General features: G+C 38.2%; 30 protein-coding genes and 2 pseudogenes. 25 read left to right on the plus strand and 7 right to left on the minus strand.

Features of this window, described 5'->3' with window-relative positions; all coding sequences use genetic code 11:
- From B3394_RS10565 to B3394_RS10595, 8 genes and pseudogenes are all read left to right on the plus strand, one after another.
- A pseudogene (locus B3394_RS10565) lies at window positions 1-827 on the plus strand (hypothetical protein); the annotation flags it as partial.
- A 2-nt stretch (window positions 828-829) separates the two neighbouring features.
- On the plus strand, window positions 830-1,462 hold the full coding sequence (locus B3394_RS10570; RefSeq protein ID WP_286920167.1) for a hypothetical protein: 633 nt from the start codon (window positions 830-832) through the stop codon (window positions 1,460-1,462).
- Between the two features lie 20 nt (window positions 1,463-1,482).
- Window positions 1,483-1,872 carry a hypothetical protein gene (locus B3394_RS10575; RefSeq protein ID WP_286920171.1) on the plus strand — a complete coding sequence of 130 codons (390 nt, stop codon included), beginning with the start codon at window positions 1,483-1,485 and terminating at the stop codon, window positions 1,870-1,872.
- An 18-nt stretch (window positions 1,873-1,890) separates the two neighbouring features.
- Window positions 1,891-2,283, plus strand: coding sequence for a hypothetical protein (locus B3394_RS10580; protein WP_286920175.1), 393 nt, complete (start codon window positions 1,891-1,893; stop codon window positions 2,281-2,283).
- A gap of 523 nt (window positions 2,284-2,806) precedes the next feature.
- Window positions 2,807-2,953 carry an immunity protein Imm33 domain-containing protein gene (locus tag B3394_RS18225; protein WP_422653557.1) on the plus strand — a complete coding sequence of 49 codons (147 nt, stop codon included), beginning with the start codon at window positions 2,807-2,809 and terminating at the stop codon, window positions 2,951-2,953.
- A gap of 25 nt (window positions 2,954-2,978) precedes the next feature.
- On the plus strand, window positions 2,979-3,269 hold the full coding sequence (locus tag B3394_RS10585) for a hypothetical protein (RefSeq protein ID WP_286920176.1): 291 nt from the start codon (window positions 2,979-2,981) through the stop codon (window positions 3,267-3,269).
- Complete coding sequence (locus tag B3394_RS10590; RefSeq protein WP_286920177.1) at window positions 3,262-3,774, plus strand: hypothetical protein; 513 nt, start codon at window positions 3,262-3,264, stop codon at window positions 3,772-3,774. The genes B3394_RS10585 and B3394_RS10590 overlap by 8 nt, the downstream gene beginning before the upstream one ends.
- Window positions 3,775-4,122: 348 nt before the next feature.
- Window positions 4,123-4,596, plus strand: coding sequence for a hypothetical protein (locus tag B3394_RS10595; protein WP_286920178.1), 474 nt, complete (start codon window positions 4,123-4,125; stop codon window positions 4,594-4,596).
- A 20-nt stretch (window positions 4,597-4,616) separates the two neighbouring features.
- Here B3394_RS10595 and B3394_RS10600 read toward each other — a convergent pair whose 3' ends face one another.
- From B3394_RS10600 to B3394_RS10615, 4 genes are all read right to left on the minus strand, one after another.
- Window positions 4,617-4,886 (minus strand): helix-turn-helix domain-containing protein, encoded by a 270-nt coding sequence (locus tag B3394_RS10600; protein WP_286920189.1) that lies wholly within the window; start codon window positions 4,884-4,886, stop codon window positions 4,617-4,619.
- 149 nt (window positions 4,887-5,035) lie between these two features.
- A complete protein-coding gene (locus B3394_RS10605; RefSeq protein WP_286920191.1) occupies window positions 5,036-5,452 on the minus strand; it encodes a DUF1896 family protein in 417 nt (138 codons plus the stop codon).
- Between the two features lie 158 nt (window positions 5,453-5,610).
- Window positions 5,611-7,686 (minus strand): type IA DNA topoisomerase, encoded by a 2,076-nt coding sequence (locus B3394_RS10610; RefSeq protein ID WP_286920206.1) that lies wholly within the window; start codon window positions 7,684-7,686, stop codon window positions 5,611-5,613.
- Window positions 7,687-7,723: 37 nt separating this feature from the next.
- Entirely contained in the window at window positions 7,724-8,977 is a 1,254-nt protein-coding gene (locus B3394_RS10615; RefSeq protein ID WP_286920207.1) for a DUF3945 domain-containing protein, read from the minus strand.
- 293 nt (window positions 8,978-9,270) lie between these two features.
- Between B3394_RS10615 and B3394_RS10620 the strand changes: the two genes are divergently transcribed.
- Complete coding sequence (locus B3394_RS10620) at window positions 9,271-9,897, plus strand: RteC domain-containing protein (RefSeq protein ID WP_286920208.1); 627 nt, start codon at window positions 9,271-9,273, stop codon at window positions 9,895-9,897.
- A 48-nt stretch (window positions 9,898-9,945) separates the two neighbouring features.
- Here the strand turns inward: B3394_RS10620 and mobC are convergent.
- From mobC to mobA, 3 genes and pseudogenes are all read right to left on the minus strand, one after another.
- Window positions 9,946-11,963 (minus strand): annotated as a pseudogene (gene mobC / locus B3394_RS10625) (conjugal transfer protein MobC).
- A gap of 16 nt (window positions 11,964-11,979) precedes the next feature.
- Window positions 11,980-13,197 (minus strand): conjugal transfer protein MobB, encoded by a 1,218-nt coding sequence (gene mobB, locus B3394_RS10630; protein ID WP_286920209.1) that lies wholly within the window; start codon window positions 13,195-13,197, stop codon window positions 11,980-11,982.
- Complete coding sequence (gene mobA, locus B3394_RS10635) at window positions 13,182-13,613, minus strand: conjugal transfer protein MobA (protein ID WP_286920210.1); 432 nt, start codon at window positions 13,611-13,613, stop codon at window positions 13,182-13,184. The genes mobB and mobA overlap by 16 nt, the downstream gene beginning before the upstream one ends.
- 387 nt (window positions 13,614-14,000) lie before the next feature.
- Between mobA and B3394_RS10640 the strand changes: the two genes are divergently transcribed.
- From B3394_RS10640 to B3394_RS10715, 16 genes are all read left to right on the plus strand, one after another.
- On the plus strand, window positions 14,001-14,207 hold the full coding sequence (locus B3394_RS10640) for a hypothetical protein (RefSeq protein ID WP_286920211.1): 207 nt from the start codon (window positions 14,001-14,003) through the stop codon (window positions 14,205-14,207).
- A 128-nt stretch (window positions 14,208-14,335) separates the two neighbouring features.
- Window positions 14,336-15,097, plus strand: coding sequence for a ParA family protein (locus B3394_RS10645; RefSeq protein ID WP_286920212.1), 762 nt, complete (start codon window positions 14,336-14,338; stop codon window positions 15,095-15,097).
- Window positions 15,098-15,103: 6 nt separating this feature from the next.
- Window positions 15,104-15,478 (plus strand): DUF3408 domain-containing protein, encoded by a 375-nt coding sequence (locus B3394_RS10650; protein ID WP_286920226.1) that lies wholly within the window; start codon window positions 15,104-15,106, stop codon window positions 15,476-15,478.
- A 17-nt stretch (window positions 15,479-15,495) separates the two neighbouring features.
- On the plus strand, window positions 15,496-16,146 hold the full coding sequence (locus B3394_RS10655; protein ID WP_286920242.1) for a hypothetical protein: 651 nt from the start codon (window positions 15,496-15,498) through the stop codon (window positions 16,144-16,146).
- Window positions 16,147-16,300: 154 nt separating this feature from the next.
- Window positions 16,301-16,600 (plus strand): DUF4134 domain-containing protein, encoded by a 300-nt coding sequence (locus B3394_RS10660; protein ID WP_286920246.1) that lies wholly within the window; start codon window positions 16,301-16,303, stop codon window positions 16,598-16,600.
- 6 nt (window positions 16,601-16,606) lie between these two features.
- A complete protein-coding gene (locus B3394_RS10665; RefSeq protein ID WP_286920250.1) occupies window positions 16,607-17,458 on the plus strand; it encodes a DNA adenine methylase in 852 nt (283 codons plus the stop codon).
- Window positions 17,459-17,489: 31 nt separating this feature from the next.
- Window positions 17,490-17,819 (plus strand): DUF4133 domain-containing protein, encoded by a 330-nt coding sequence (locus tag B3394_RS10670; protein ID WP_286920284.1) that lies wholly within the window; start codon window positions 17,490-17,492, stop codon window positions 17,817-17,819.
- Window positions 17,816-20,305 carry a TraG family conjugative transposon ATPase gene (locus B3394_RS10675; RefSeq protein WP_286920289.1) on the plus strand — a complete coding sequence of 830 codons (2,490 nt, stop codon included), beginning with the start codon at window positions 17,816-17,818 and terminating at the stop codon, window positions 20,303-20,305. Before B3394_RS10670 ends, B3394_RS10675 begins: the two co-directional genes overlap by 4 nt.
- 24 nt (window positions 20,306-20,329) lie before the next feature.
- Complete coding sequence (locus B3394_RS10680) at window positions 20,330-20,959, plus strand: DUF4141 domain-containing protein (RefSeq protein WP_286920291.1); 630 nt, start codon at window positions 20,330-20,332, stop codon at window positions 20,957-20,959.
- Window positions 20,960-20,961: 2 nt separating this feature from the next.
- Window positions 20,962-22,023, plus strand: a complete 1,062-nt coding sequence (traJ, locus tag B3394_RS10685; protein ID WP_286920319.1) for a conjugative transposon protein TraJ — start codon at window positions 20,962-20,964, stop codon at window positions 22,021-22,023.
- 11 nt (window positions 22,024-22,034) lie between these two features.
- On the plus strand, window positions 22,035-22,658 hold the full coding sequence (traK, locus tag B3394_RS10690; protein ID WP_286920321.1) for a conjugative transposon protein TraK: 624 nt from the start codon (window positions 22,035-22,037) through the stop codon (window positions 22,656-22,658).
- On the plus strand, window positions 22,659-22,937 hold the full coding sequence (locus B3394_RS10695; RefSeq protein ID WP_286920322.1) for a TraL conjugative transposon family protein: 279 nt from the start codon (window positions 22,659-22,661) through the stop codon (window positions 22,935-22,937).
- A complete protein-coding gene (gene traM / locus B3394_RS10700) occupies window positions 22,924-24,183 on the plus strand; it encodes a conjugative transposon protein TraM (RefSeq protein WP_286920323.1) in 1,260 nt (419 codons plus the stop codon). The genes B3394_RS10695 and traM overlap by 14 nt, the downstream gene beginning before the upstream one ends.
- Before the next feature lie 40 nt (window positions 24,184-24,223).
- Entirely contained in the window at window positions 24,224-25,141 is a 918-nt protein-coding gene (gene traN, locus B3394_RS10705; protein WP_286920324.1) for a conjugative transposon protein TraN, read from the plus strand.
- Window positions 25,142-25,147: 6 nt separating this feature from the next.
- On the plus strand, window positions 25,148-25,726 hold the full coding sequence (locus B3394_RS10710; protein WP_286920340.1) for a conjugal transfer protein TraO: 579 nt from the start codon (window positions 25,148-25,150) through the stop codon (window positions 25,724-25,726).
- Window positions 25,727-25,750: 24 nt separating this feature from the next.
- Window positions 25,751-26,200: a TraQ conjugal transfer family protein gene (locus tag B3394_RS10715; RefSeq protein WP_286920341.1), complete on the plus strand. Its 450-nt coding sequence runs from the start codon at window positions 25,751-25,753 to the stop codon at window positions 26,198-26,200.
- Window positions 26,201-26,307 lie beyond the last annotated feature (107 nt).

Below are 26,307 nucleotides of genomic sequence, written 5' to 3' on the forward strand. Positions count from 1 at the left end.
GGCTTAATTGGGATAGTTTTAAGTGGCGCAATTATGATTATGCAATCGGTAGGTTTATGTCTATTGATCCGCTTGCTGAACAATATGCCTACAATTCTACTTACGCTTTCCAGGAAAATAAACTTGGATTGGGTGTAGAACTTGAAGGACTGGAATTGGTGATTAACAGAGGTAGAGAAAACTATATGAAAGATGAATATTCAGCTTTCAAAGGAGTAGTCAATACCATTAAAGGATTGTTCAGCGATAATCCGGGTGAACGAGGGGCTGCTGCAAACTCCATTGCCGATAACTTCCCAGGTGTTCAGGCTGTTCAAACGTACGATAGATATAGAAGCGGTGAAAGCATAAGCTTTCAGGAGGCTGTAGCTGCGGCTGCTGATTATGCTAACTTTGCAACGATTGTAACTGGAGCTGCAGCGGTTAAAGGGGGAAGTGTAAAAGGGGTGACCCAATCCGAAGCTTCTGGTATAACAAAAAATGTAAGTGTATCAACACAGTTACAAGAGGCTGCTGATTCAGCCGTGAAAACAGTTGGTGAAGGAAAAGGAGCTGTTTACAGTACTAAGGTGCATTCAGAGTTTGCAAAAAATGTAAGTAAAATAAAAGGAGTGACTTCTGAAGTGTCTTATAAAGATGGTGTTAGGGTAAAATATGGAACTAAAGGATCAGTTCGGGCTGATGCCATTTATGGGAATGTTGATAAACCAAAAGCAGTGTATGACTTAAAAACTGGGGACGCAAAACTTACTGATAAAAATATTAAAAAGTATAACCAACATCTTCCAGATAAAACACAAGTCTTGGAGATAAAACCAAAAAAGTAATTATGAAGCATTCTGAAATTAAGACAATCTACAATCTGTATCTAAAAGATAAAATGCCAACGGATTATATATTGAAAGGAGATATTTTATACAAAAAACCAATAGATAGTTTATTGGTTGGTTTTTGTTTCGAAAGATCTGGGCTTAATAGCAATGGCTTTTATTTAAATGCATTTGTTCAGCCTCTTTATGTACCTTCTGAGGATATATCTTTGACTTTTGGCTACAGAGTTACAAATACTGTAAGTGATTTTTGGGAAATTAATCCTGAAAGCGAGAATAGATTACTTTTCTCATCATTGGAAATGGAGATGAATAGAAGCATAGACACTTTTCTGTCTATTTTTAATTCGCCAACTTCTTTTTATAAATATTATGAGGACAAGTGTGTAAACTTAAGGATGGTACAGGCTGTTGTGCTATCTTCTTGCTATGACTTATTAGATGAACGATTTGAATTAATGACAAAATATATTTCAATTTTAGAGGAAGAAGATATGAGTATTAATTGGAAACGTAACATTTTTGAACAAGCCAAACTACTAAGGGATCAAATTTCAAATAAGAACGAACTTCATAATATTTTATTTGGTTGGAAAAACGAAACAATTAGACATTTAAAACTTGATTGTTAATTTAAGTAAAAATAAAAAATATGTCAAATAATATAGTATCAGAGGAACTGTTACTGGAACTACAAAATGATATTTTTAAGAGGGCTAAATTTTTTATAGATGATATGGGACTTTTTGCTCCATTCGGTTCGAAATTAATCGATTCTGAGATTAAGCCAGTAGTAATAATGGACGATAGTGAGGATATATTAAATGTTATCACAGTTTTAAAAAATAATTTTTCAGAAGAGATTAAAAGCAATCATATTCAAGCAGGTGCAATTGCATACGATGTAACTATCGATAGGATTGATACAGGGATGATTGATGTTTTATGTCTGATTTTATCAACCGATGGAGAAAACTGGTCAGAAGATAACTATCCATATAGGATCGTTAATGGAGAATGTGTTTGGGGACTTGGTTCGTAAAAATGTAATTATCATTACATGGAGAATCGTTACAAGGCATTCAATGATTTAATTAACATTATGCTTGATCAAGCTAAAGTGTTTTTAGGTGAATTAGGTGAGTTTTTTCCATACGGTTCCGTTTTGACGGCTGATTGTACAATTGAAACTTTAGGAATCATAAATGATGATGACCCTGATTTCAATGCAGAAAAAGCTATAAGTGTTTTTTCAGATAAAATTGTAAAGGAAATAGAAAACGATAAAATTCTGATTGGAGCCATTGGTATTGATGTATTATTAAAAGAATCTGGGCAAAATGCCATAATGATAAAAGCTACTGATGATGGTATAAAATGGCATGAAATCTTTAGAAAAATAAATAGTAATTATGGAACTAATATTAGAAGTCGTGATAGTATTGCTTTTTAGGTATCCAGGTGCCTTTATAAGATGGATATTTCTTCATAAGCGAAGAACATTTGGTTCGTTGCTAAAAGAAGATCCTTATATAAATGCTACATTATCAATAGCAATATTAGGTGGAGTTGCACTTTTAACGAGTTACATATTTAAAAGATAGATATGAATAAAACTATAATCATTTTAGGTGTCTTGATTCTTTTTGGATGTTCTTCAAAAAAGAGTACAATATGACGATCAAAGTTTAATCTTTAGGAAGGGTAACGAAGTAATCATGATAATGTTTAAGGGAGTCAAATCCAGAGAATCAAATAACGCTTGAACTAACAGCCAAGAAGGAAGATGTCGTTAATAATAAAATTCCGCTAAGAGTTTCATAGAAAAATACTGGGGGAGCAATCTTACATGTATTTCATATTCCAGTTAAATAAAATGGTCATGATGAACCTTAAAGCGGGATTATTACGACTTAAAGCTCAAAGAGAAAAGTATATAATACTGATAGCATAGGAAAATAGATATATGGAAAATTATTCGATATTGGAATGTAGTCCATTTAGTTAACTGGTGTCCCTTGATATTGCCGTACCTCGATCTTCCACCAGCATCTCGTATTTTAATTGCTGAAAATGGCAATCATGTCGATGTGTGGGAGGATAGAACATTGTTAGAAATGTAGTTTCTAAACCTTATTAAGATAAGAAATGAAAAAAATTATCGAAAACTATGCAGACAAGCCGAAAGGTTTATTTAAGAGGATATTTGTAACTTTCTTCTTTGGTTATTTGCCATTTGCTGTACTTCATTCAATATTAAATGTATTAGGGATTATGCCGGTGAATTTTAATGATGAAAATGTCTATGGAGTAAAAGGTGTAGCTATAATAATTTGTTTCTCACCACTAATTGTTCTGTTAGTGTCATTTACATTTTGGATTTATTTTATGATGGGAAATCTTGTGTTGAGATTAATAAAAAGGATTTTTTATGCGTAATTATTTTATTTGGATAATATTCTTCACTTTTTTGGGTACTAATGCACTTTTTGCGCAAACCAATATTTCTACAGAATTTTATAAGGTTGACTTACCAAAGGGGACGGATTTTAAAGTTTTTGCGAAATCACGAGAAGAAACCGCTAATATTGATGTTTATGAGTTTACTTTAGATAAAAAACCAAAGTACCTATTATATCTTTTGTCGAATAAGTTGAATGAAGGACATTCTCCTATTGTCGAAGAAAATTTGGATAGTTACTTATCCGACCTAGGAGACGATATTAAAGTTGTTAGCGTAGAGCAACTAAAGGGCATCTTAAAAGTAATTGTCAAGTATCACAGTAACGATTACCTGACATCGATAATTTACCTTTCTGAGACCGGAAATATATTGAATAGATTTGTTTTCATCTTTCCGAATGAACAAACCCGAGATCTATTTCACGAGGAAATTCAAAGTATTGCACTTAAGAATATAACTTGTAATAAAACTGGTTGGTAATTTGTTTGCGGTCTTGTAATTCGCCTAAATAAATAACCGTATTTCAATAAGAACGTTACTTTGCACAAGTAGCGGAGTAACGTCCTATCTTAACTTTTTTTTGACTGCCAAGCCAAATTCTTTTCTATTGAGAACTAAGAACTATTATCTATTGCTCAATAAATGAAATCCTAAGGATCAACTTAGGTTATTGTCAATAAAGGTCTTCATATACTAGTTTATCTATAATATTTAATGTAAATCCACCTTTTGGTTGGGGTGGATTCTTTTTTTGCTTACTAAAGCAAATAATTCTCTATTTGGTTGTGAACAGGGCAGAAATGCCCTGTTCTTTTAAAAAGATTTATTATGAATGCAAAAACACGGTTTGAAGTAAGTTTTGTAATTGGCATAATCTTGATGCTATTAACTATTTGTAGTTTGATATTAATGTACGCAGCGCGTAATGAAGATGAGCTATTGCAATGGTTTGGTGGGCATGAACTGTTTATCAGCTCGGAAGACATTACAGAAGATGATTTGATTGTAAATAGGTACAATATTTCAGATTTTTATAAAGAGGGGATAAATGAACAATTTGGTATTGGACAATGGGTGATTCTTGATGGTGAAGTCTTAGAATGTGGGACATCTATTGGGGATCGACCCTATATTGGTTTGGGAATTGGCAAGTTTCAGGGGTTAGGCTGTTTTTTTGATGTTGAACATGCAAATTACTTACACGATAAAGTAAAAGCAGAAACAAAGATTCGAATACGAGGCCAATTTAAAGGAAAATTATATGGTAATCTGGTTTTTTCAGATTGTTCGATTGTGAAATAGCTTGTTTGGTAAAAAAGCGATTATTGCTCTTCCGATTCTTTATTGATAAAAGAACTAATGTAGTCCTCAAAACCATTTGAAAAGAATTCAGCTGGTGTTACATCGTAATAAACCAATAGAGCAGAGAGGGTAGAGATAGTAATATTGACGTAACCTTTTTCTATTCTGTTAACATTTATTTTAGTATCCTCAAGTACAGTCTCAATGGTTAAGCCCCGCATTTGTCTCACTCGTCTAAATTTGGCACCAGTTGCTATCAAAAAATTAGGGTCTCGTAGTTGTTGTTTCATCAACCACAAATTTGTACAATAAAAGTAAAATTGATATACACACAAGTGTGTGTAAATGTTAAAAATATTAAATAGAATAATTAAAGTCTATATGGATTCGGTGGGATCAAAATAACGCTGATTCCCACCAAAATCCACCAGTTTTTATATTAAAACTCATTTTCAAGCCAGATTAAAACTGTTCCTGTGAGTTCTTTATAAAGTTGATCGAACTCAGCAGTATATGAGAATTCATCATTGAGTTCATATTGACTGAATATTTCATCACACTGTGGTAGCAGTTCTGTAGCCAGTGTGTCAGTGTTGATTTCCTGTTCAAACTCTTCCCATATTAATTTTTTTAAGGTGTTGTATTTTGAAAATTGAAGGCCATTGAAAAGGTTTGTATTTGCCAATGCCTCAGCTTGGGAATGGTCAAAGCCGCCTTTCATGCAATCGGCATAGGTAGCAATCGCGAGTTCCACGCGTTCAGTTACAAAGTCACCATCGCTGAAAAGATCAGGATGGTTGTCTTTTAAAAAAGACAATAGGGCAAGCCTATAATATGATAATTCATTATTATTCATGATTGGATTTTTTTGATTAGAAATTATTTTTGTGGCAGTGCGGTAGGTGTAGTAAAAAAATGGCACCACAGTATCCCTACCGCAGTGCCGCCACTAGAAATCCACAAATGATATGTTGTCATTTGACCTGGACTCCAATAGCGAAAATACGGGATTTTTTATTTGTCTTTCTTTTTAAAAGGTTTTTTATCAAAGACAAAGACAACCTGGAATTGATCATCAAATGCTAAGGATGCATCAAATTTTTTTCCTGTTTTATTTACGAATCCTTTAATTACACTTGTTTTTCCCTTGGTTAAAAGATCAGAAATTTGCAGATCAGTTATTTGTTTGCCGCTTTTTTCCTTGAAAATTGGAAGCTGACATTGCTCGTTTGTACACTTAATTACTTTTGAATAAGTTCTTAGCTTGCCAGTTTTGCATTTTGGACAATCCTGTTGGGTTGTTATGTTGGAACTTAGAAGCTCTTCTGTTATCTGTCTTGCGTAAATAGCAATGGCTGACTGAAATGTTTCTGGACTCATATCAGCGGATTCGATTCGGGATAAGGTACTTTCCCATTCCCCGGTCATTGAAATATCTGAAATTCGCATATTTTTGACCAGTTCATAGACACGCAAGCCTTTTTCTGTTGGAACCAGCGATTTTTTTTCACGCTTAATGTACTCCCGTGTAAGCAGGGTTTCGATAATAGCGGCACGAGTGGCCGGTGTTCCCAAGCCGATGCCTTTCATGGCTTCTCTTTCGGTTTCATTGTCAAGTTCTTTACCGGCTGTTTCCATTTGCGAGAGCAGAGAAGCTTCGGTCAATAATGGTTTAGGTCTTGTCTGTCCCTTTAATGTGGTAATTGCTAATAAAGGTAGAGTTTCATCCTCAACAAGAGAAGGCATATTCAACGTAAAATCTTCATCCTGCTGTTCGTCGGTCTCATTTAATACGGCTTTCCAACCGATTTGCTTAACGCTTGCGCCTTTTAGAACAAATAAAACCTCGGCAGATTTGAGTTTTACTGTTGTGATGTCTTTAATACATTCGGGTGAAAAGGCTTCAAGAAGCCGTGATGCAATCAAGTTATAGATAGCTTCTTCCTCATTTTTAAGTGTACTGGGATTTGTTTCTGTTATTAAAATCGCATGATGATCAGTTACTTTACTATCATTTACCGGTAGATGATTTAATGAAGCTAATGATATAGCCTGAGTGGTAAATCTTGAATTTGCAGCCAAATTGACAATCAGATCGGGAATTGTTTCAAGAATATCCTGGGAAATGTACCGGCTTCCTGTTCTGGGATAGGTGATGTATTTTTTCTCGTATAAAGCTTGTGCAATCGAAAGCGTTTGATCAGCGGTATATCCAAGTTTTTTATTGGCTTCTTTTTGAAGGGTTGTCAGGTCAAACAACAAGGGGGGAAGGAGTTTTGATTCTTTTGTTTCTAAGCTTTGAACCAAAAAATCACCTTGCTGGGTAATCTTGTTCTGGAGTTCCATTGCTGTAGCTTCGTTATCAAATTTTAATTCGGAATTACAGCTAAACTCCACAACATCCTTAGCTCCTTTTAACTGCAGCTGCCAAAAATTACTCGACTTGAAATCTTTGTTTTCATGGTAACGGTTACAAATCATCTTAAGTGTGGGTGTCTGCACCCGCCCTAAAGAATAACTACCTTGTCCGGCAGAAATGGACAAAGCCTGACTTGCATTGATCCCGATTAACCAGTCCGCTTCACTTCTTGCTCTTGCTGCGAAGTATAAACTGTCATATAGATTGCCAGCTTTAAGGTTTTCAAGTCCGGCACGAATAGCTTTTTCGGTGAGACTGCTGATCCATAGTCTTTGAAAGGGTTTTATGATATTTAAGTACTGGTAAATATACCTGAATATCAGTTCTCCTTCGCGACCGGCATCTGTTGCTACTATAATGGAATCGCAGCTTTTAAATAATTTCGCTATTATATTTAATTGTTTTAATGCTCCGGAGTCTGCTTTATATTCCCTCTGTATTTTTAATTGTTTTGGTTGAAGGATAAATGTTTCCGGAATAATAGGTAAATTTTCTTTTTGATAACCGGCGATTCCATAAGTTTCAGGCATTGCCAGTGCTATTAAATGCCCAAATGCCCAGGTAACCGTATAATGATCTCCACTCAGGTAACCATCCTCTTTCTCATTTGCCCCAACGATCGCCGCAATCTCGCGCGCTACTGAGGGCTTCTCTGCTATAATTACTATCATGGTATTAGATTTAAGTTAATTTTTTTTTAGATCAACACTAGATTTTTGGGCCGTTGCGACGTGCTGTACTTTGATTATTTACCCTTTCATTCTGGGTATTTTGCTTTATCGGCTGGTCCGGATCATTTTTAGGAAAGTCAAGCTTTTTTTTCTCATGATTGACCTTAACATATGAATTAAATAATTGTCCAGTTTTTGGATCACGCATACCCTGCACTTTTATACCTTTCCCTTCTTTAAGCAAGTTTTGCTGTTCCTGAGATAGTGTGACTCCTAATAGCTGAGATGGTATGTTAACGGTACGGTTGTTATTCAGGATTTCTTTATTATTATGTTCTGAAACGGCTGATCGATAGGATATGCCTCTTTTATCAGCATTGATTTGAACTAAACTATTAAATGTCTCACCTTTATTGTTGGTCATCCCTTTTAAATAAATGGCTTCACCATCCTGAAGAAGCTGCCGTTGCTCTTTATTTAATTTGACACCTTTGATTTCTTTAGGAATTTTAACTTTATTGGTATTCATGGCTACCAGTTCATTGGTAAGTTTGTCAATTGACACATAAACCGGGACTTCTGAATTTTGAGATTTGATATTGATAACCCTTCCGGCATTACCTGTGGTCAGCAGGTTATGCTTGTCCTGGTCGGTGAAATTGATACCGTAGAACTGTTTTTCTAAATTTGGCTTTTCGCGAAGCGGGTGAATATTCAAAACTATTTTACCTTCAACTTCCCGAAAGGAGAGGCGCGCATTGATTGTAACCTGTATATCATTTGAATTTAGGTTTACCGGTAATAAAACAGGTGATTTATTCCAGTTTAACATTCGATCTAAACTATTGGTATCTTTTAATAGTTGGAGATCTATTCCATTTTTAGCTAATTTCTCCCAATCAATTCGTGAAATATCTATCGGTACGTAGACCAGTTTCTGATAGTCTTTTGGATTTACTTCGACCGTGTTGATTTTCTCCTGGGCATTAACATGCTTTTTAGGATTGTTTAATATATCTTCAAGATTAGGGACTGCCTTAATCTTTAAAAGTGGGATTTTAAAAAACCTAAACTGTGTTGGGTTTTTAACCTGGCGTAGGAAATTGGAAAAGAAATTTTCCAAAGCATTTTCATTTTTGTTGATTTTTAAAAACTCATTTTGATTTTCTTGCTCTGGAGGAGCAGTTTTAATTTTTCCTTTTTCATCAATACCCGTTACAACTTCAAGCTTTTTTCGATTACCATTTTTAACCAGTAATACTTCTTGCTGATCATTAATTTTCTCTTCCATTTTGTTGTGATTTTTGATTAAACATGATTGAAAGTAATTGAAAAAATGTTCGATATAGTCAGTTTAGGCCGTCCTGGAAGTGGTTGTCTGGACTAGGGATCTGGTTGGCCGTAATGTGTGTTTTTTTTGTTAACTGTTTGGTCTGTAATGTGGTATTGATCTTGCGCTAAATGCTTTGCAAGAAAAGTATTAATTTTTTAAATTTAAGTGTAACGAATTGAGCGTGTCGCTTACCAACCCATCAACTCCTATGCTCTCGTTAAACTTTTATTCACCCCTAAATTTTAAACCAAATGATGAGATTCACCAAAATGCGTTTGTTTGAGTATTTGGAGGCAACAGGAAGTGAAGTTAATTTGATGGATTTCCAGGCTGCCTACGAAGAATTTTTAAGTAAACTTTCTGATGAGTTTATTAAAGAACCCGATTTGTTACGACTGTATCAAAGTTTGACCTATAGCCAGTTACAGTTAGATGATATTGATAGAATGCTTTATTCTGATCAGGGCAAAGATGTGATCCAAAATTATGTTCAGAATGCATCTGCGTATGTCAAATCGCAATTGAAGCTTGTGAAATGGTTAATTAGGAAAGATAGAGATATAACAAGAGATATCAGCAACATAGAAAGTACAAGAAAAAAGCCTATTAAGTGGACTAAATCCAAAACTGATCTAGTAGAGTTTGCTTACGCTGCGGTGGCGTCTGGTAGTTTTAATCATGGAAATGTTGAAATAAAAGAGTTACTGGGTTTTCTCTCGGAAACTTTTGAGGTTTCACTAGGCAATTTTTATGACACTTTTATAGAAATACGAAGGCGAAAGGGAAGCCGGACCATTTTTCTTGATGAAATGGTTCGGATGTTAACCATCAAAATGGATGATACTGATAACAAGAGCTATGATAGATTTAGAAGGTAACTTTTTGAATTACGAGTCCCTGATTATCATTTTCAGGGACTTGGATACTTATGGTTTTTTCTGATTTTGAATTAGATGTGCTAAATCAGGATTGTTTTTAATACGTTCTAATTCTGATAATACGATTGCAGTAGCTTCTTGCTTTATTTGGTGATAGTTTTGTTCGATTACCTCTTTCATGGTATCTATTCCATTTTCATTTGTAAAGTCGATGATCTGAGGGATAGGGACATAATTCTTTGTTTCTTCTGCGACTTTTTCATTATCCACTACGATGGATGCATGGAAGATTTTCTGTTCAATTCGCTCATCAAAGTTGTCGGAAACAGCCCCAACAAACATTCCTTGTGAAAGGTTACTTATTTTTGAAGCAGGGATGAGCGAATCTAGCTGCGTTGAAATGGAAGTGGATTTATCATTGCGATTAATGGTTAGGGATTGCCTTTTCTGAAGGATTTTTCCAAATCGCTCGGATAGTGTTTTTGCTGTTTCACCCACCACTTGTCCGGAAAATATATTACCCACAGTGTTCATTACAACTTTCGCTTCTTTATCTCCATAGTCCCTGTATAATTGACTAAAATCCTGAAAACCTAAGGAAATTCCTACAAAATTGGATCTGGCGGTTGCGATCAAATTGTCAAGGCCCCGAAAATAAATTGTGGGCAATTCGTCTATAATAATTGAACTTTTTAGCTGCCCTTTTTTATTGATCATTTTAACGATCCTGGAATTGTATAAACCTAGTGCTGCGGAATAAATGTTTTGTCTGTCCGGATTGTTTCCCACACATAGGATTTTTGGCTCCTTTGGATTATTGATGTCTAAGGTAAAATCATCACCGGTCATGACCCAGTACAATTGTGGACTGATCATTCTGGATAGCGGTATTTTGGCGGAAGCGATCTGTCCTTGTAATTGATCAGCTGCCCCTCCGAGCCAGGCATCCATAAAGGGGGATAAGTAGTTTTCCAGTTCCGGATAGGAGGTAAGAATTGGGAATATATCTTCATAACGTTTGTTCAGGAACTCAATCGCATGAGGGAACGTACAGTATTTGCCATTCTCATACATTTTCAAATACCAAATTATAGCTGCAAGCAAGATAATTGGACTTTCCACGAAGAAATCCCCTTGTTTTTGAATCCAGGTTTTATTTAGATTTAAGAGTATGGTATAAGCACTTTCATAGGCATCGGATATGTCGGTCATGAAAACAGGATTTATGGGATTGCATCTATGACTACCAGCCGGGTTATCAAAGTTGATCACATAAAAAACTTAGGTAGGATTTTATACTTGTCTTTATGTTTTAATAAGTGATTATAGGCAATGGTAGAAAGGTCTGGGAATTTGTAATCGTAGATATACATGGCGAACCCCTTTTCTATATGCTGTTTAATGTAGTTGTTGACAATTGCATAGGATTTACCACTTCCGGGAGTTCCCAAGACAATTGTCGCCCGGAAGGGATTTACAATATTGATCCAACCGTTATGCTGCTTTCCCTGATACCAAAACAAAGTCGGGAGATTTACCGAGTATTCGTTTTCCATGAGTTTAGTTTCCTGCATAAAGGACTCGTTTTCATTATTAAATACGTCCTCCATCAGATTGCTTTTTAATAGCCTGCTCATCCAAAGTCCGGCAACCAATAACATTATGTAACCGGCAACGAGCGTAATTGAATAAAGCAAAGTTCTTATGCCCGACTTAATAGATAAGTCCAGTAACCACCAATTCAAAAAGAACAGAATCATTCCGGTGATTAGGATCGGGTAGATCTTTGACCAGGTGAGCTTTTCATTTTTTACACCTTTAGTACCTAAACAGGATAGCGCCAAAAAGAGTATCACAAAGAATTTGGTGTATAGTAAATTGGAAAACAGTCCTGCCGTTTTTTGAAAGTTGATCAGTATTTTATCAACTGTCCGAAAGATAAAATTTCCGGATTGTAGATCTTCATAGCAAAACCAATAAAGGTGTATGCTTAGAAATAATATGCTGATCCCGCGCATAAACTCCATGACTTTCGCAAGTCCTCTTAAATCATCTTCCTGTGCCATTTCTATAAGGGGTTAATTATCTTCTTTTTTTTCTTCTTCGTTTTAATCTATTGGTGAAGGCATTTTCTTGGACATCTTCGCCCTGGGTTTCCAATGAAAATAAATCCAGTGTACTTTCAAGTAATTGCTCGCTTGTGGTAGTAGGTTGTATTTCTACAGAAGTGTTTTCAGCAGCAGTAGCAAGTTGATCTTTAGTACCATTAAATAATTGCTCAAAAGCATTTGCGGAGTACGATTTTCCAAAATTTGAACCATTCAATACTGTTTTTTGCTGGTGGTCGATAAAGGTTACACCGTAAATCCTTCCGGTGTCATTTTTTCGGAAAACCACTTCAATATTTTCTTTGGCTAGTCTGTTTTCAAAATCCTTTTGATTTTTACAGGCTTTCATTTCTCGATCTATGATAGTCCGGGTTCTGGATTTTAGGTCCTTTTCCTTGATATGCTTTTTGCTTTGTTCGATGTGATTATTGAGCGCTGCGGCACCGACTTGTTTTCCAAATAATGAGGATTTGAAAGGATTTCCAATTTTCTCTCCTTTATCATTGGTAACGCAGTAGACAAGGCCATGAAACGGCTTGCCATTTTGTTCTCCTTTGAGTTCCTCGACGGATAAATTGTAAAGGGAAAGTAAAGCGCGATATTCATTAAGGCTCTGGAAGTGGTAAGTACTTGAAAGTGTCTTGATGGTATTGGACACCTGTTTTTTTATATCGCCCTGTTTAGGGTCAACTTTTTTCATCCAGAACAGATCCTTTTGTTGCTGCCGTTCTGCTGACCGGAGTTGATACTTTTGTTCCAGTTCTCTGGTAATGTCCTTTGATTTGCGATGCTGGAATGCATCATCTATCTTTTTACCATTTTCATCAACCCGAACGGTAACGATATGGATGTGATGGCGATCAATGTCTTCGTGTTTGTAAATCATATAAGGCTGATCTCCGTAGCCCAGTTTTTCCAGGTATTCTTTTGCTAATTCAGAAAGTTGTTCATCGTTGAGTTTATCATCCGGATGTGGGTTTAATGAAATATGCATTACCGGTTTTTCGGTTTTATTATTTGCAGCCAGATAAGGTTCAAATGATTCCATACATCTTCCAATCGTATAGGTGCCATCGGCTGATTGCATCATGCGATTATCGCCGAGAACTTTTGCAGTTCCCTGATCAACTTTAGTTTGATTATAGGATAAAGCTCCAAACATCGAACTGCCGATATTTATTTTTGCAACCATTTTTGATGGAATTCATTTGATAAAGCCACTATTTTTTGGTTGAGTTCTACAAGCTTAATAGTCAGTTTTTCCAGATTGTAGATTGCACCAAGTGCTTTTTGTTCTGTGTAATGTGTGTTTAATGCCTTAACGATCTGATTGTAATTCACCCCTATAGACCGGAACTGGGCATAGAATGTGGTCAGCCGGGTATAGTAGTCCAGCATGGCTTTGTCGATTTTTACGACTTTGACCGGACGATCAAAAATGCATGCTGTGATGTAGTGTGCTTTAACTTTCATGCCGGAAGCTTCAAACATTGCTAAAAATCGAGCATTTTCAACTTCATTTAAGCTGATTGAATAGCGGAATACCGCTGGATCTTTCTTTGGCTTCCGGCCTCCCTTACTTCTTTTTCTTTCATCATCTTGCTTCATAGTACCAACGAATTTCATCCATAGTAATCAAATCAGAACTTACAGGTTTTGCGACTTCGGAGCCAAAACCCTCCCGTTAGGGCAAGGCGTTTTGAGCATCAGAAAGTATTTCAAGCTGCTCAAAACACACCTTGCTATTTCCCGACGGAAATGCTCTTCAGTTAAAAATTGATCGGTAGGTGTTTGGAACCGAGGCCTGATCATCTTTTTTAAATAGCTTTTTTACCGGAAACAAAGTTAAGAGCCGGTGCAATTGCTTGTATAGCGTGCTACCCGGTCAAAGACAGTCAGTTAAGGACTGCTGTTACCAGTGGACTGGAACAGGATAAAACACACTTTTTTTTAGGGTTCATTTGTGAGATAAACGAATTGATGAGTGGAAAAACAATGAAATGGAGATACTTAAATACCGGTAATCAACTGGTTTGGATTCCAACTGTAAGACTGCTTTTACAGATAAATAGAAGGATTTATGACCTGCTGGTGATCGGAATGTTTAGTAACCAAACTAAAGGACTGTACAAACGTATCGCCGTAGCTACGTTTGGCTGTACAAACGGCGATACGCTTAATCGCCTGGATCATTGGCCTTAGTTACGGTCGTGTGATTCCATGTTTATTCAGAGAGATGGAAAACCATAACAGCGCGTAAATAGCAGTTCGAATAACTAAAGAAATGTATGGATAAATGGATATAGGAATTAACAATTAAAAAAATGATCATGGAAAAACAGACTTTAAAAATTGCTTTCAGTACTCAAAAAGGAGGTATTGGAAAAACGACATTAACCGTACTTGCAGCCAGCTACCTTCATTATGTGAAGGGGCTAAATGTTGCTGTTATTGATTGTGATTATCCACAACATAGTATTGTTGAAATGCGCGAACGCGATGTGGATTTGGTGATGAATAGCGAGTTATATAAACGCATGGCTCACAAACAGTTTTCTGAGTTAAAACGCAATGCTTACCCGGTTGTTGAAAGTAATTCGGTTGATGCGGTTAAGATCGCTACGGAGCTTATTGAAAAAAGTGAACCGCCCTTGGATATTGTTTTTTTCGATCTGCCCGGAACACTCAATAGTAACGGTGTATTAAAAACCCTGGCTTCGATGGACTATCTGTTTGTCCCGGTCAGTGCTGATCGGGTGGTCTTGGAAAGTACCTTACAATTTACGCTCACCCTTCAGAACAGTATTATAACTCCGGGAAAGGCAAAAATCAAGGGAATGTATATCATCTGGAATATGGTTGACCGAAGAGAGAAGTCGGACCTATATGTGAAGTACAATAAAATTATCGCTGAACTGGGGCTTGAAGTTTTGAAAACGTCTTTGCCGGACAGCAAAAGGTTTCGAAAGGAGATCGGTTCGGATAACAGAGGCGTTTTTCGTTCCACGCTTTTTCCCATCGATAAGCAATTGATAAAGGGAAGCCAGTTTGATGCCTTGATGAGTGAGTTTTTTCAAAAAATTAAAATATAGGAAACGATGGCAAAGGAAAGAACGAATGATCAGGATATTGATGAAAGCTTTATCCTGTCCTCAATCAAAGGAAATAAACAAAGCACCGGTGGAGGTACAGAAAAGCTTCCTACTAAGGTTAATAAGAAAGAAGTTGAACTGACCGAGTTGGATAGATACTTTGACCTATTTATTAAGGAATCTAATCTGACTGCAAGATTAGGGAAGAGTGTGTATATCAGGAAGGATTTTCATGATCGGCTGCTAAAGATTGTGCAGGTTATTGGTGGTAATGAGCTGAGCCTGTTCAGTTATCTCGATAATGTCCTGGCGCATCATTTTGAAAGTTTCCAAAAGGAAATCAAAGAGAGTTACCAAAGTAAGAACAGTGATATTTTTTAACCATTAATACTTATAAAATGAGGTATGTAATCGCTGTTTTTTTGTTAGCCGGACTTGGCGTATGTTTCTATTTCTGGCGCAAATATTTAACTGAAAAATGTAAAACTAAAAATTATCAAAGCCCTATTAAGGGACATGGTAATGGTATCGATTCAGAGCAAATTATGGGTAAAAGTAAAGTTGATTTAAGCCAACTTAAGCCACTGCCGGACAGGGTGACACAAGCTGATAAATCTATAAAAACTCCTACTACTTTTGATCAGAATGCTGCTGGAAGTAGCATGAATTCTTCAACGGAACCGGTCTTCGATTGTGAGCAGGTTGAGGTTAGTTTGGAATATAGTTCGGAAGGAGAGGATGAGGTTTTTGATGATGATGATGAGATTCCATTCGATGTGGCAAACGGGTATAGTTTTGAGCAGATGAGCCAGATTGTCCAATTATTTGAAACAGACCAAAGTGTAGAAATGGTGGCGGAGGCCGGAACGTTGGAGATCATTAAAGATTTAGAAAGTGCTGAATTCTTTGAACAGTTAATGAATGAGAAATCGGCAAATGCAAGCCGGATCAGGCACTTAATCGACAGTTATGTTCCGCCGGAAACTGACCAGAATGAAAATGAAATGGATTCCATTGACAGTGATTTTGATATTAATAACTATTTATAAAAACGTGACTTATGAGAAAAGTTGATTCGGGATAATACAGGTCTGAGCCACTAGATATCCACAAAAAAAATGTTAAACACCACCGGAGGGCGAAAAGGTCTGAAGTGAGCGAACTCCGTGAGAGCCCTCTTGGTGGTCTAATTCCAAAACTATTATGCTAAAAAAAAGATTTTGGCTGACAGCCCTTATGGGTTTGGCGGCCTGGAACACCTATGCCCAAGGAAATGGGGTAGCGGGTATCACTGAAGCGACAGATATGGTTACTTCCTACTTTGATCCTGCTACGAGATTGATTTATGCGATTGGGGCTGTAGTCGGACTGATTGGCGGAGCGAAAGTTTACAGCAAGTTTAGTTCCGGTGATCCCGATACCAGTAAGACCGCTGCATCTTGGTTTGGTGCCTGTATCTTTTTGATTGTGGCAGCTACTATTCTTCGATCATTCTTCTTGTAATGTGCTATGAATAATCCATCGAACCGTCAAAAAAAGATAGTCGCTACACCACTAACCTATTATGGAGGGAAGCAGAATCTTGTCCGTGTTATTTTACCCTTAATTCCCAGGCATACCACGTATGTTGAACCTTTTGTTGGAGGTGGAGCTATATTCTGGTCCAAACCTGTTTCTGAGGTTGAAGTGATCAATGACTACAACAGGGAGCTGATCAATTTTTATGAAATGGTGCAGAATCAGTTTGTTGATCTGGAGAAGATGATCAGGATTACCCTTCATAGCAGATCACTTCATAGTGATGCTTCTGTAATTTATAATAACCCGCATATGTTTAGCCAAATACAAAGAGCCTGGGCGGTGTGGGTATTATGTTCTCAATCGTTTAGTTCAATCATAGATGATGCCTGGGGATATGATAAAACAACAGGAGCAACGGGAAAAAAGATGACCAAGAAACGAGAATCCTTTACAGAGGCTTATGCGATCAGACTTCAGAATGTTCAGATTGAAAATACCGATGCGCTTAGGATCATTAGTTCCCGTGACTATAAGGAAGCCTTTCATTATTGCGATCCACCTTATTTTAATAGTGACTGCGGGCACTACAATGGTTATTCAAAGGAAGATTTTGAAAATTTATTAAAACTGCTGTCAATTGTTAAGGGACGTTTTTTACTGAGCAGCTATCCAAGTTCGCAGCTGAGTCATTACATCCGTGTCAACAAATGGTTCTCAACCAAATTGGAACAAACAGTAAGTGTTGCTGCAGCTAATTCAAAGACAAGGAAAAGAAAGATAGAGGTATTGACGGCGAACTATGATTTATCCAATCCAATTGGTATTCCCAAGCTATTCTAAGCTTATCTGATTAACACTTAAAACAACTTCAATGATTAATTATAACATTAACAAGGGTATCGGCAGGTCAGCCGAGTTCAAGGGGTTAAAGACGCAATATCTGTTTTTGTTTACAGGAGGATTGCTCGCAACATTGGTTTTAGTAATGATTCTGTATATGGCCGGGGCAAATTCTTACCTGTGTCTGGCTGTTGCAGGGATAGGTTCGGGATGTATTGTCTGGGGGACTTTCAGCCTGAATAGGAATTATGGTGAGCATGGTTTAATGAAGCTACTGGCTAAACGAAAACACCCGCAATACATCACTTGTCGAAAACCAATTGCCCAATTACTGCAATCACGTAATACCGTCGTAAAATGAGAAACCATTCGAGAGTAACTACCTTGGAAAGTAAGTTTCCAATCCTTGGGGTGGAGAATAATTGTATCGTTTCCAAAGGTGGAGATATTACAGTTTGTTTTCGTATTCACTTACCTGAGCTGTTTACGGTCTCTTCGCCGGAATATGAAGCGATGCACGCGGCTTGGCATAAAGCCATTAAGACTTTACCTGATTTTAGTATTGTCCACAAACAGGACTGGTACATCAATGAAGCGCATCAAACTGATTTTGAGAAAGGGGAATTTAGTTTTCTGACGAAATCCTACCACAAACATTTCAATGAACGCCCGTTTTTAAACCATTATAGTTATCTGTTTCTGACTAAAACGACTAAGGAAAGAATGAACAGCAAAAGTGATTTTTCAACGCTTTGCCGGGGTGTTTTAGTTCCAAAGGAAATAAGTGACAAGGAAACAATGGGCAGGTTCATCGAATCTGTTGCCCAATTTGAACGGATTGTAAACGATTCCGGGCTTGTCAGGTTGGAAAGACTTACTGAATCAGAGATTGCAGGGGAGCAAAAAAAGTCCGGACTGCTCGAACAGTACCTGACTTTAGATACTAATGAACAGGTAACGATGCAGGATATTGCATTTGGAGCTGATCAGGTTCGGGTGGGAAATAAAAGGATTGTTGTTCATACTTTATCTGATCCGGATGATCTTGCAAATTCTGTATCCGATGATGCCCGCTTTGAAAAATTATCTACTGATCGTAGTGATTGTAGGTTGTCGTTTGCTGCACCTGTTGGGCTACTGCTAAATTGTAATCATATTTATAATCAATACCTGTTTCTTGACAACAGCGAAGAGAACCTGCGAAGGTTCGAAAAGTCCGCCAGGAATATGCATTCCTTGTCCCGTTATAGCCGAAGTAATCAGATTAATAAAGAGTGGATCGAGCGTTACCTGAATGAGGCGCATTCTTATGGCCTTTCCTCGATCAGGGCGCATTTTAATGTGGTAGCCTGGTCAGAAGATGCGAATGAATTCAAGCAGATCAAAAATGATACGGGAAGTGCCATTGCGCTCATGGATTGTAAACCAAGGCATAATACTGTTGATGCTGCAACACTGTTTTGGGCGGCTATTCCCGGTAATGCAGCTGACTTTCCGAGTGAAGAAAGTTTCTACACCTTTATTGAGCCTGCATTGTGCTTTTTCAGCGCTGAAACCAATTATAAAAGTTCATTATCTCCTTTCGGAATAAAGATGAGTGATCGGTTAACCGGTAATCCTATCCATTTGGATATATCTGATTTGCCGATGAAAAAAGGGATCATTACCAATCGTAATAAGTTCATATTAGGCCCATCGGGTAGTGGGAAATCTTTTTTAACCAATCATATGGTTCGGCAATATTACGAGCAGGGGGCGCACGTGTTGTTGGTAGATACCGGAAATAGCTACCAGGGATTATGCGAACTCATCAAGGCAAAAACAAAAGCTGAAGACGGGATTTATTTTACCTATACCGAAGATAATCCGATTGCCTTTAACCCTTTTTACACTGAAGATGGTGTATTTGACATCGAAAAACGGGAGAGCATCAAGACTTTAATCTTGACATTGTGGAAGCGTGATGATGAGCCGCCAACCAGGTCGGAAGAAGTTGCGCTTTCCAATGCAGTAAGTGGTTATATCGACCGTATCAAACAAGGTAATGAACAGCCCTCTTTCAACGGTTTTTATGATTACGTGAAGGGTGATTATAAAAAGGTACTGGAGGAAAAACAGGTCAGAGAGAAAGACTTTGATCTTGCCAATTTTCTAAATGTTTTGGAGCCGTACTATAAAGGAGGCGAATATGATTATTTACTGAACTCCGACAAGCAGCTGGACTTGCTTTCTAAACGGTTTATTGTGTTTGAGATCGATGCCATAAAGGATCACAAAACATTATTCCCGATTGTGACCATTATTGTGATGGAAGTTTTCATTAATAAGATGAGACGTTTGAAAGGTGTGCGAAAGCTCATTTTAATTGAGGAGGCATGGAAAGCGATCGCTAAGGAAGGTATGGCGGAGTACATAAAATACCTCTTTAAAACGGTGAGAAAGTTTTTCGGTGAGGCGATTATTGTTACTCAGGAAGTGGACGATATTATCCATTCGCCGATTGTGCGGGAAAGTATCATCAACAACTCAGACTGCAAGATATTGCTGGATCAAAGAAAGTACATGAACAAATTTGATGACATCCAGAAAATGCTTGGACTTACCGATAAGGAAAAAGCACAGGTACTTTCGATCAATTTGAACAATGCTACAAACAGATTTTATAAGGAAGTCTGGATCGGATTGGGCGGGACCCAGTCTGCGGTTTATGCGACTGAAGTTAGCAAATCGGAATATTACACCTATACCACCGAAGAATCGGAAAAACTGGAAGTGATGAACCTCAGTGAAAAGCTGGGAGGGGATATGCAGGCTGCGATTAAGCAATTGGCAGTGGATAACAAATAGGAAATCAACTTAAAAATTAAAGCAATGAAAAAACTAATCTATATGGTGTTTGTAGCCACAGTTTTGGCTACTGCACCGGTGAAAGCCCAATGGGTAGTAAGTGATCCCAGCAACCTGGCTCAGGGAATAGTCAACACGACAAGACAGATTGTTCAAACCTCGACCACTGCTTCAAATATGATTAAGAATTTTAATGAAACGGTGAAAATTTATGAGCAGGGTAAGCAGTACTATGATGCCTTGAAGTCGGTTCACAACCTGGTGAAGGATGCGCGGAAGGTGCAAAATACCATTCTCATGGTAGGTGATATCTCCGATCTGTATGTGCAGAACTTTCAAAAGATGCTGCAAGATCCCAATTATTCGGTTGAGGAACTTGTGGCAATTGCGACCGGATATGCAAAACTACTGGAAGGTGGAGCAGATATGCTTCTGGAACTACGAACGGTGGTGAATACCAATGGACTTTCGCTGAGTGACAGCGAACGTATGGGCATCATAGACAGGGTGTATGACAGGGTGAAAAAGCAACGTGACTTAGTCGCTTATTACACCAGGAAAAACATTTCAGTGTCGTTTTTACGTGCTAAGAAAAAAGGCGATCTGAACAGGGTGATTGGTTTATATGGTTCAGCTTCTGAAAAATACTGGTAGTCATGGAATTTCAAAATTTACACCAGATTCTGCGGGATCTGTATCTGGAAATGATGCCGCTATGTTCTGATATGGCCGGCATCGCAAAGGGGATTGCCGGTTTAGGTGCGCTGTTTTACATGGCAAACAAAGTCTATCAATCTTTATCGAGGGCAGAGCCGATTGATGTTTACCCACTGCTCAGACCTTTCGCAATTGGGCTTTGCATCATGTTCTTTCCTACGCTGGTATTGGGAACTTTAAATGCAATACTCTCTCCGGTTGTCAGCGGAACCCATCAAATGCTAGAAACCCAAACATTCGATATGAATGCTTACCGGGAGCAAAAGGACAGGTTGGAGCAGGAAGTGATGCGCAGGAACCCCGAGACAGCTTATTTAGTCTCCAATGAAGAATTCGACAAGCAATTGGAAGAATTGGGATGGAGTCCGACTGATCTGGCAACGATGGCAACAATGTATTTGGAAAGGGGAATGTACAATATGCAAAAATCGTTCAGGGATTTTTTCAGGGAGTTACTGGAAATCTTGTTTCAAGCTTCCGCGCTAGTCATTGACACGATACGAACTTTTTTTCTTATTGTACTGGCAATTCTCGGACCGATTGCATTTGCTGTGTCGGTCTGGGACGGATTTCAGGCAAACTTAGCCCAGTGGCTAACCCGGTACATCAGCGTGTATTTATGGCTGCCAGTGTCGGATCTTTTCAGCGCAATCCTTGCCCGTGTTCAAATTCTCATGCTTAAAAACGACATCGCAGCACTGGAAAGCAATCCTGATTTTTCGCTGGAAGCCTCCAATACCATTTACATCATTTTTATGATCATTGGTATTATTGGGTATTTCACTATTCCTACAGTAGCAGGCTGGATCATACAGGCTGGAGGCTTAAGTAACTACGGAAGAAATGTAACCAATACTGCATCAAAAGGTACCTCGGTAGTTGGTGGTGTAGGTGGAGCTGCTGCCGGAAACGTGTATGGGAAATTAATGCAGGAAAGTTCCACAGTAGGCGGAGCTGCCGGAGCAGCCAGCGGGAACATTACAGGACGATTAATGAAGTAATAAACAAGATTATGGAATTTAAAACACTAAGAAATATTGAAAGCAGTTTTAAGCAGATCCGTTTTTTTGGAATCGTGTTTATCTGCCTTTGTGCCGGAATTACAGGATATTCCGTTTTCAGCGCCTTTAAGTTTGCAGAAGTCCAACGCCAAAAAATATATGTTTTGGATCAAGGTAAATCGCTGATGGTGGCTTTGTCGCAAGATATGTCGCAAAACAGACCAGTGGAAGCTAAAGAACACGTGAAAAGGTTTCACGAATTGTTCTTTACGCTTTCACCTGATAAAAATGCGATCGAGAGTAATATAAAAAGAGCACTTTTTTTAACGGATAAAAGCGCCTTTAATTACTATCAGGATTTGAGTGAGAAGGGATATTATAACCGCATTGTATCGGGTAATATCAATCAAACGATTGCAGTTGATAGCATCTCCTGTAAAATGGATAGCTATCCGTATCAGGTAAGGGTAAATGCCAGGCAAAGAATTATCAGGGAAAGTAATATTACTGAACGGAGCCTTGTGACCAGGTGTAATCTGATCAATTCTGTACGATCGGACAATAACCCGCATGGCTTTACTATTGAAGCATTCGAGGTTATTGAGAATAAAGATTTAAGAACCTTAAACAGATAAATGATGAAAGAGAAAATCTTAAAAATATGGACTGCTTCTGAAAGTAAGTTTGTCCAGCTTATTGACCGGATAGAACCGGAAACTAAACTTATGGTCGTAGGGATCGCCTTTTTGTTCATGGCATTTATATCATTCTACACGATTGTTTCGGGGATCTATTATATCGGTTTAAAAGATGGGGAACAGCTCCAGATGAAGCATATAAAAAGCCCGGCATTGAAAATCGAGACAGCAGATAGTATCAATCTTAAAAAACAAATGCGCGATGGAAAACAATAAAAACAAGCAGGCAATGCTAAAAAATCTAAAGAAGGTTGGTGTTTACATTGGTTTAGCTGTCGTATTTGCGCTGAGTATGTGGTTAATTTTTGTCCCTTCTGAAAGTACTAAGCAGGCGGAACAAAAAGGTTTAAATACAACGATACCGCAACCAAAGGACGAAAGTATCATCGGCGACAAGAAAAGTGCCTATGAGCAGCAGCAGTCCAAAGAAAGGGCGGAAAGTAAAATGCGAACTTTACAGGATTTTGAAGACCTTATGGGTAAGAATGAGCAAAGGGATGAAGATCAAAATGCAGCGGTGCAGCCTCAGTCAAAGACAGAAAACCATTTTAGCGGAAGATCAGTAGCTCGGGAGAAAGCGGGTGTTAAAGGTTCAATTGCGGCTTACAGGGATATCAATCGTACTATGGATAATTTTTATGATCATCCAAGGGTGGATATGGAAACCGAACGGCTGAAAGATGAAAACCAAAGGCTAAGAGCGCAATTGGAATCTAAAAATTCAACGGCGAATGTTATGGATGAGCAGGTTAAGCTAATGGAAAAATCGTATGAAATGGCTGCGAAATATTTGCCGAAGAGCCCAAACACAAATACGGTTGATTTCCAAAAAGCGGAGGATAGTATTCAGCCCAAAACCGGTAAAAAAGTTATTGCCGCGCCTGTTAGAAAACTCAAAGAGCAAATTGTGTCAAGACTGGATCAGAGCCAAAAACCAGAACAGGTGGATTTTATTACGCCTGTTGGTAATGAACAGGATGCCCCTTTAAAGAATACAATTACAGCCTGCGTACATGAGCAGCAGACTTTGACCTCTGGACAAAGTGTTCGCCTTAGACTGCTGGAACCTGTTAAGATTGGAAACCAGCTTGTACCAAAGGGTACACTGATCAGCGGAACTGCTGCAATTGGCGGTGACAGACTTTCGCTGTTTATCAGTTCGATAGAATATCAAGGCAATATTACAGCGGTAGACCTTATCGTGTATGATACCGATGGACAGCCGGGGATTTATATTCCAGCCTCTATGGAAAACAGCGCGCTCAAAGAAATCGGAGCCGGAATGGGGCAGGGAATGGGGAGTAGTTTCAGCATTACTCAAAACGCGGGACAGCAGGTTGCTGCTGATCTGAGCAAAGGAATCATTCAGGGAACCTCGGCTTACCTTTCAAAAAAAGTGAAACAAGTAAAAGTCCATTTAAAATCGGGCTACAAAGTATTTCTATTACCAAAATCAAAATAATAGCAAACCGGTCTAACAGACCATAATCAAATCCAAAATCATGAAACAATTATTATTAATGGTTGCCTTATTGGTAGCCACAGGCAATGCCTTTGCCCAGGATCAACCTACAACCGGTGATTATTATCAGGGGATGAGTAAAAAAATCAACTTTGATAAAGTCATTCCAGTCTATGGTGTGGAAGTGACCTTTGAAAAAACGGTACACCTTATTTTCCCCTCTGCAATACGCTATGTGGACCTGGGATCACCAAGTATCATAGCCGGTAAAGCTGACGGCGCGGAAAATGTATTGCGCATAAAAGCCAGTCAAAAAGGATTCAAACCTGAGACAAACTTTGCTGTGATCACTGAAGACGGCAATTTCTTCACCTTTAACGTCAAATATGCCGATGAGCCGGAGAAACTGAATATTGAAGTTCGAAACCTGTTAAAGACAGATCAGGCTTCAAATCCGGCTGCAAAAAATTCTCCGGTGTACTTAAAAGAACTCGCTGAGGAGTCACCTATGCTGGTGAAACAAATTGTCAATACGATCTACACCAATAACAAAAAGGAGATCAAACACATCGGTGATAAGAAATTTGGTGTTGAGTTCTCGCTAAGGGGAATATATACACATAACGGACTTTTTTTCTTTCATACCCAATTGAAAAACCTGTCGAACATTCCCCATGAAATTGACTTCATGACCATTAAGATAGTCGATAAAAAACTCATCAAACGTACCGCCATTCAAGAGCGTGTTCTGGAACCAGTAAGAAGCTTTAACCAGCCCACTTTCGTTTCCGGGCAAAGTACTGAGCGCAGCGTATTCGTTCTGGAGAGATTCACCATTCCCGATGACAAGCTACTGGTTGTAGAACTCTTTGAAAAAAACGGAGGCCGTAACCTCAAATTCCTGATCGACAATAACGATCTGGTCAATCACACAAAGTCTATTCACAAATTAAAATAAAATCACATGAAAAAACACATGATTGTTTACAGTCTGCTGGTATTATTACTGGCAGCAAATTCAGCTAATGCACAGCGCTTTTTTAAAGGACAACAGGGCATTGAAATCCGCGGAGGTTTAGCCAATGGCTATTTTTTTGCAAAAGATCAGAACCAGGCTTATTACCTGGGTGCGGCATTCAATCACTACACCGCAATCAGTAGCCGCTGGGTGTTAGGAGCAGAGTATTACCATAAGCGTTATGCCTATGAAGATCGTTCGGTGAGCCTGGCTCAGTTTACCGGGGAAATCGGGCATTACTTCCCGCTAATTACAGATCGAGGGCGAAATGTAATTGTATCAGCGGGAGCATCGGGAATAGCCGGATATGAAAGGCTGAACTGGGGAGTCCATGAGCTGTATGATGGCGGAATCTTGCTCAATCAGGATAAGTTTATAGCGGGCGGTGCAGCAAGTCTGGAAGCAGAGTTCTTCGTTAATGACAAGCTAATCCTGTTTGTAAACGGGAAAGAAAGATTGCTTTTCAACGCGCATGATAAGTTTAACAGCCAGATAGGAATTGGCGCAAAAGTAATGATCAGATAAAAAATAAATAGGAGGAATAAAAAAATGAAAAAATTAATTGTAGCTGCAGTACTGCTCATGACAGTGATTTGTATGGGATGTAATAAAAAGGATCTGGATATTTTTAAACCGCAAACGCCGGAAACAACCGGTCATGATTTTGCACTAACAATGGAAAGCGTACCTTTTATCATTGCAAAGTACACGCCCCTGGCATTGCATTTACGAATTGTACCATCAGGACAGCAGCCTGCTACCCAATATAAAATAAGCTATGTTCAATTTTTAGGCAGCGGAATGCTAGAAGATGAATCAGGTGTTTTTTTAGGTCAGAACATTGAGTACGATTTGAATGACAGGACGTTCATATTGAAATATACTTCATTTACTGATACTGAACATTTCTTTGAAATTACCGTCAAAGATAATTTCGGGAACATAAAAAAGCAGAAGGTCAAATTTATGCCTGAGAATGAAGTAGCAATGGGTAAATAGCACAGAAAGGTTACAGCCAAAAAGAAGCCCGTATCATTTTTATTAATGGTACGGGCTACTTATTTTTAATCCTCTATATCGGGTTTTCATAGATCAAAGCCAATCAT

This window comes from Flavobacterium sp. UBA4197 (assembly GCF_002379575.1).
GTDB classification, from domain to species: domain Bacteria; phylum Bacteroidota; class Bacteroidia; order Flavobacteriales; family Flavobacteriaceae; genus Flavobacterium; species Flavobacterium inviolabile.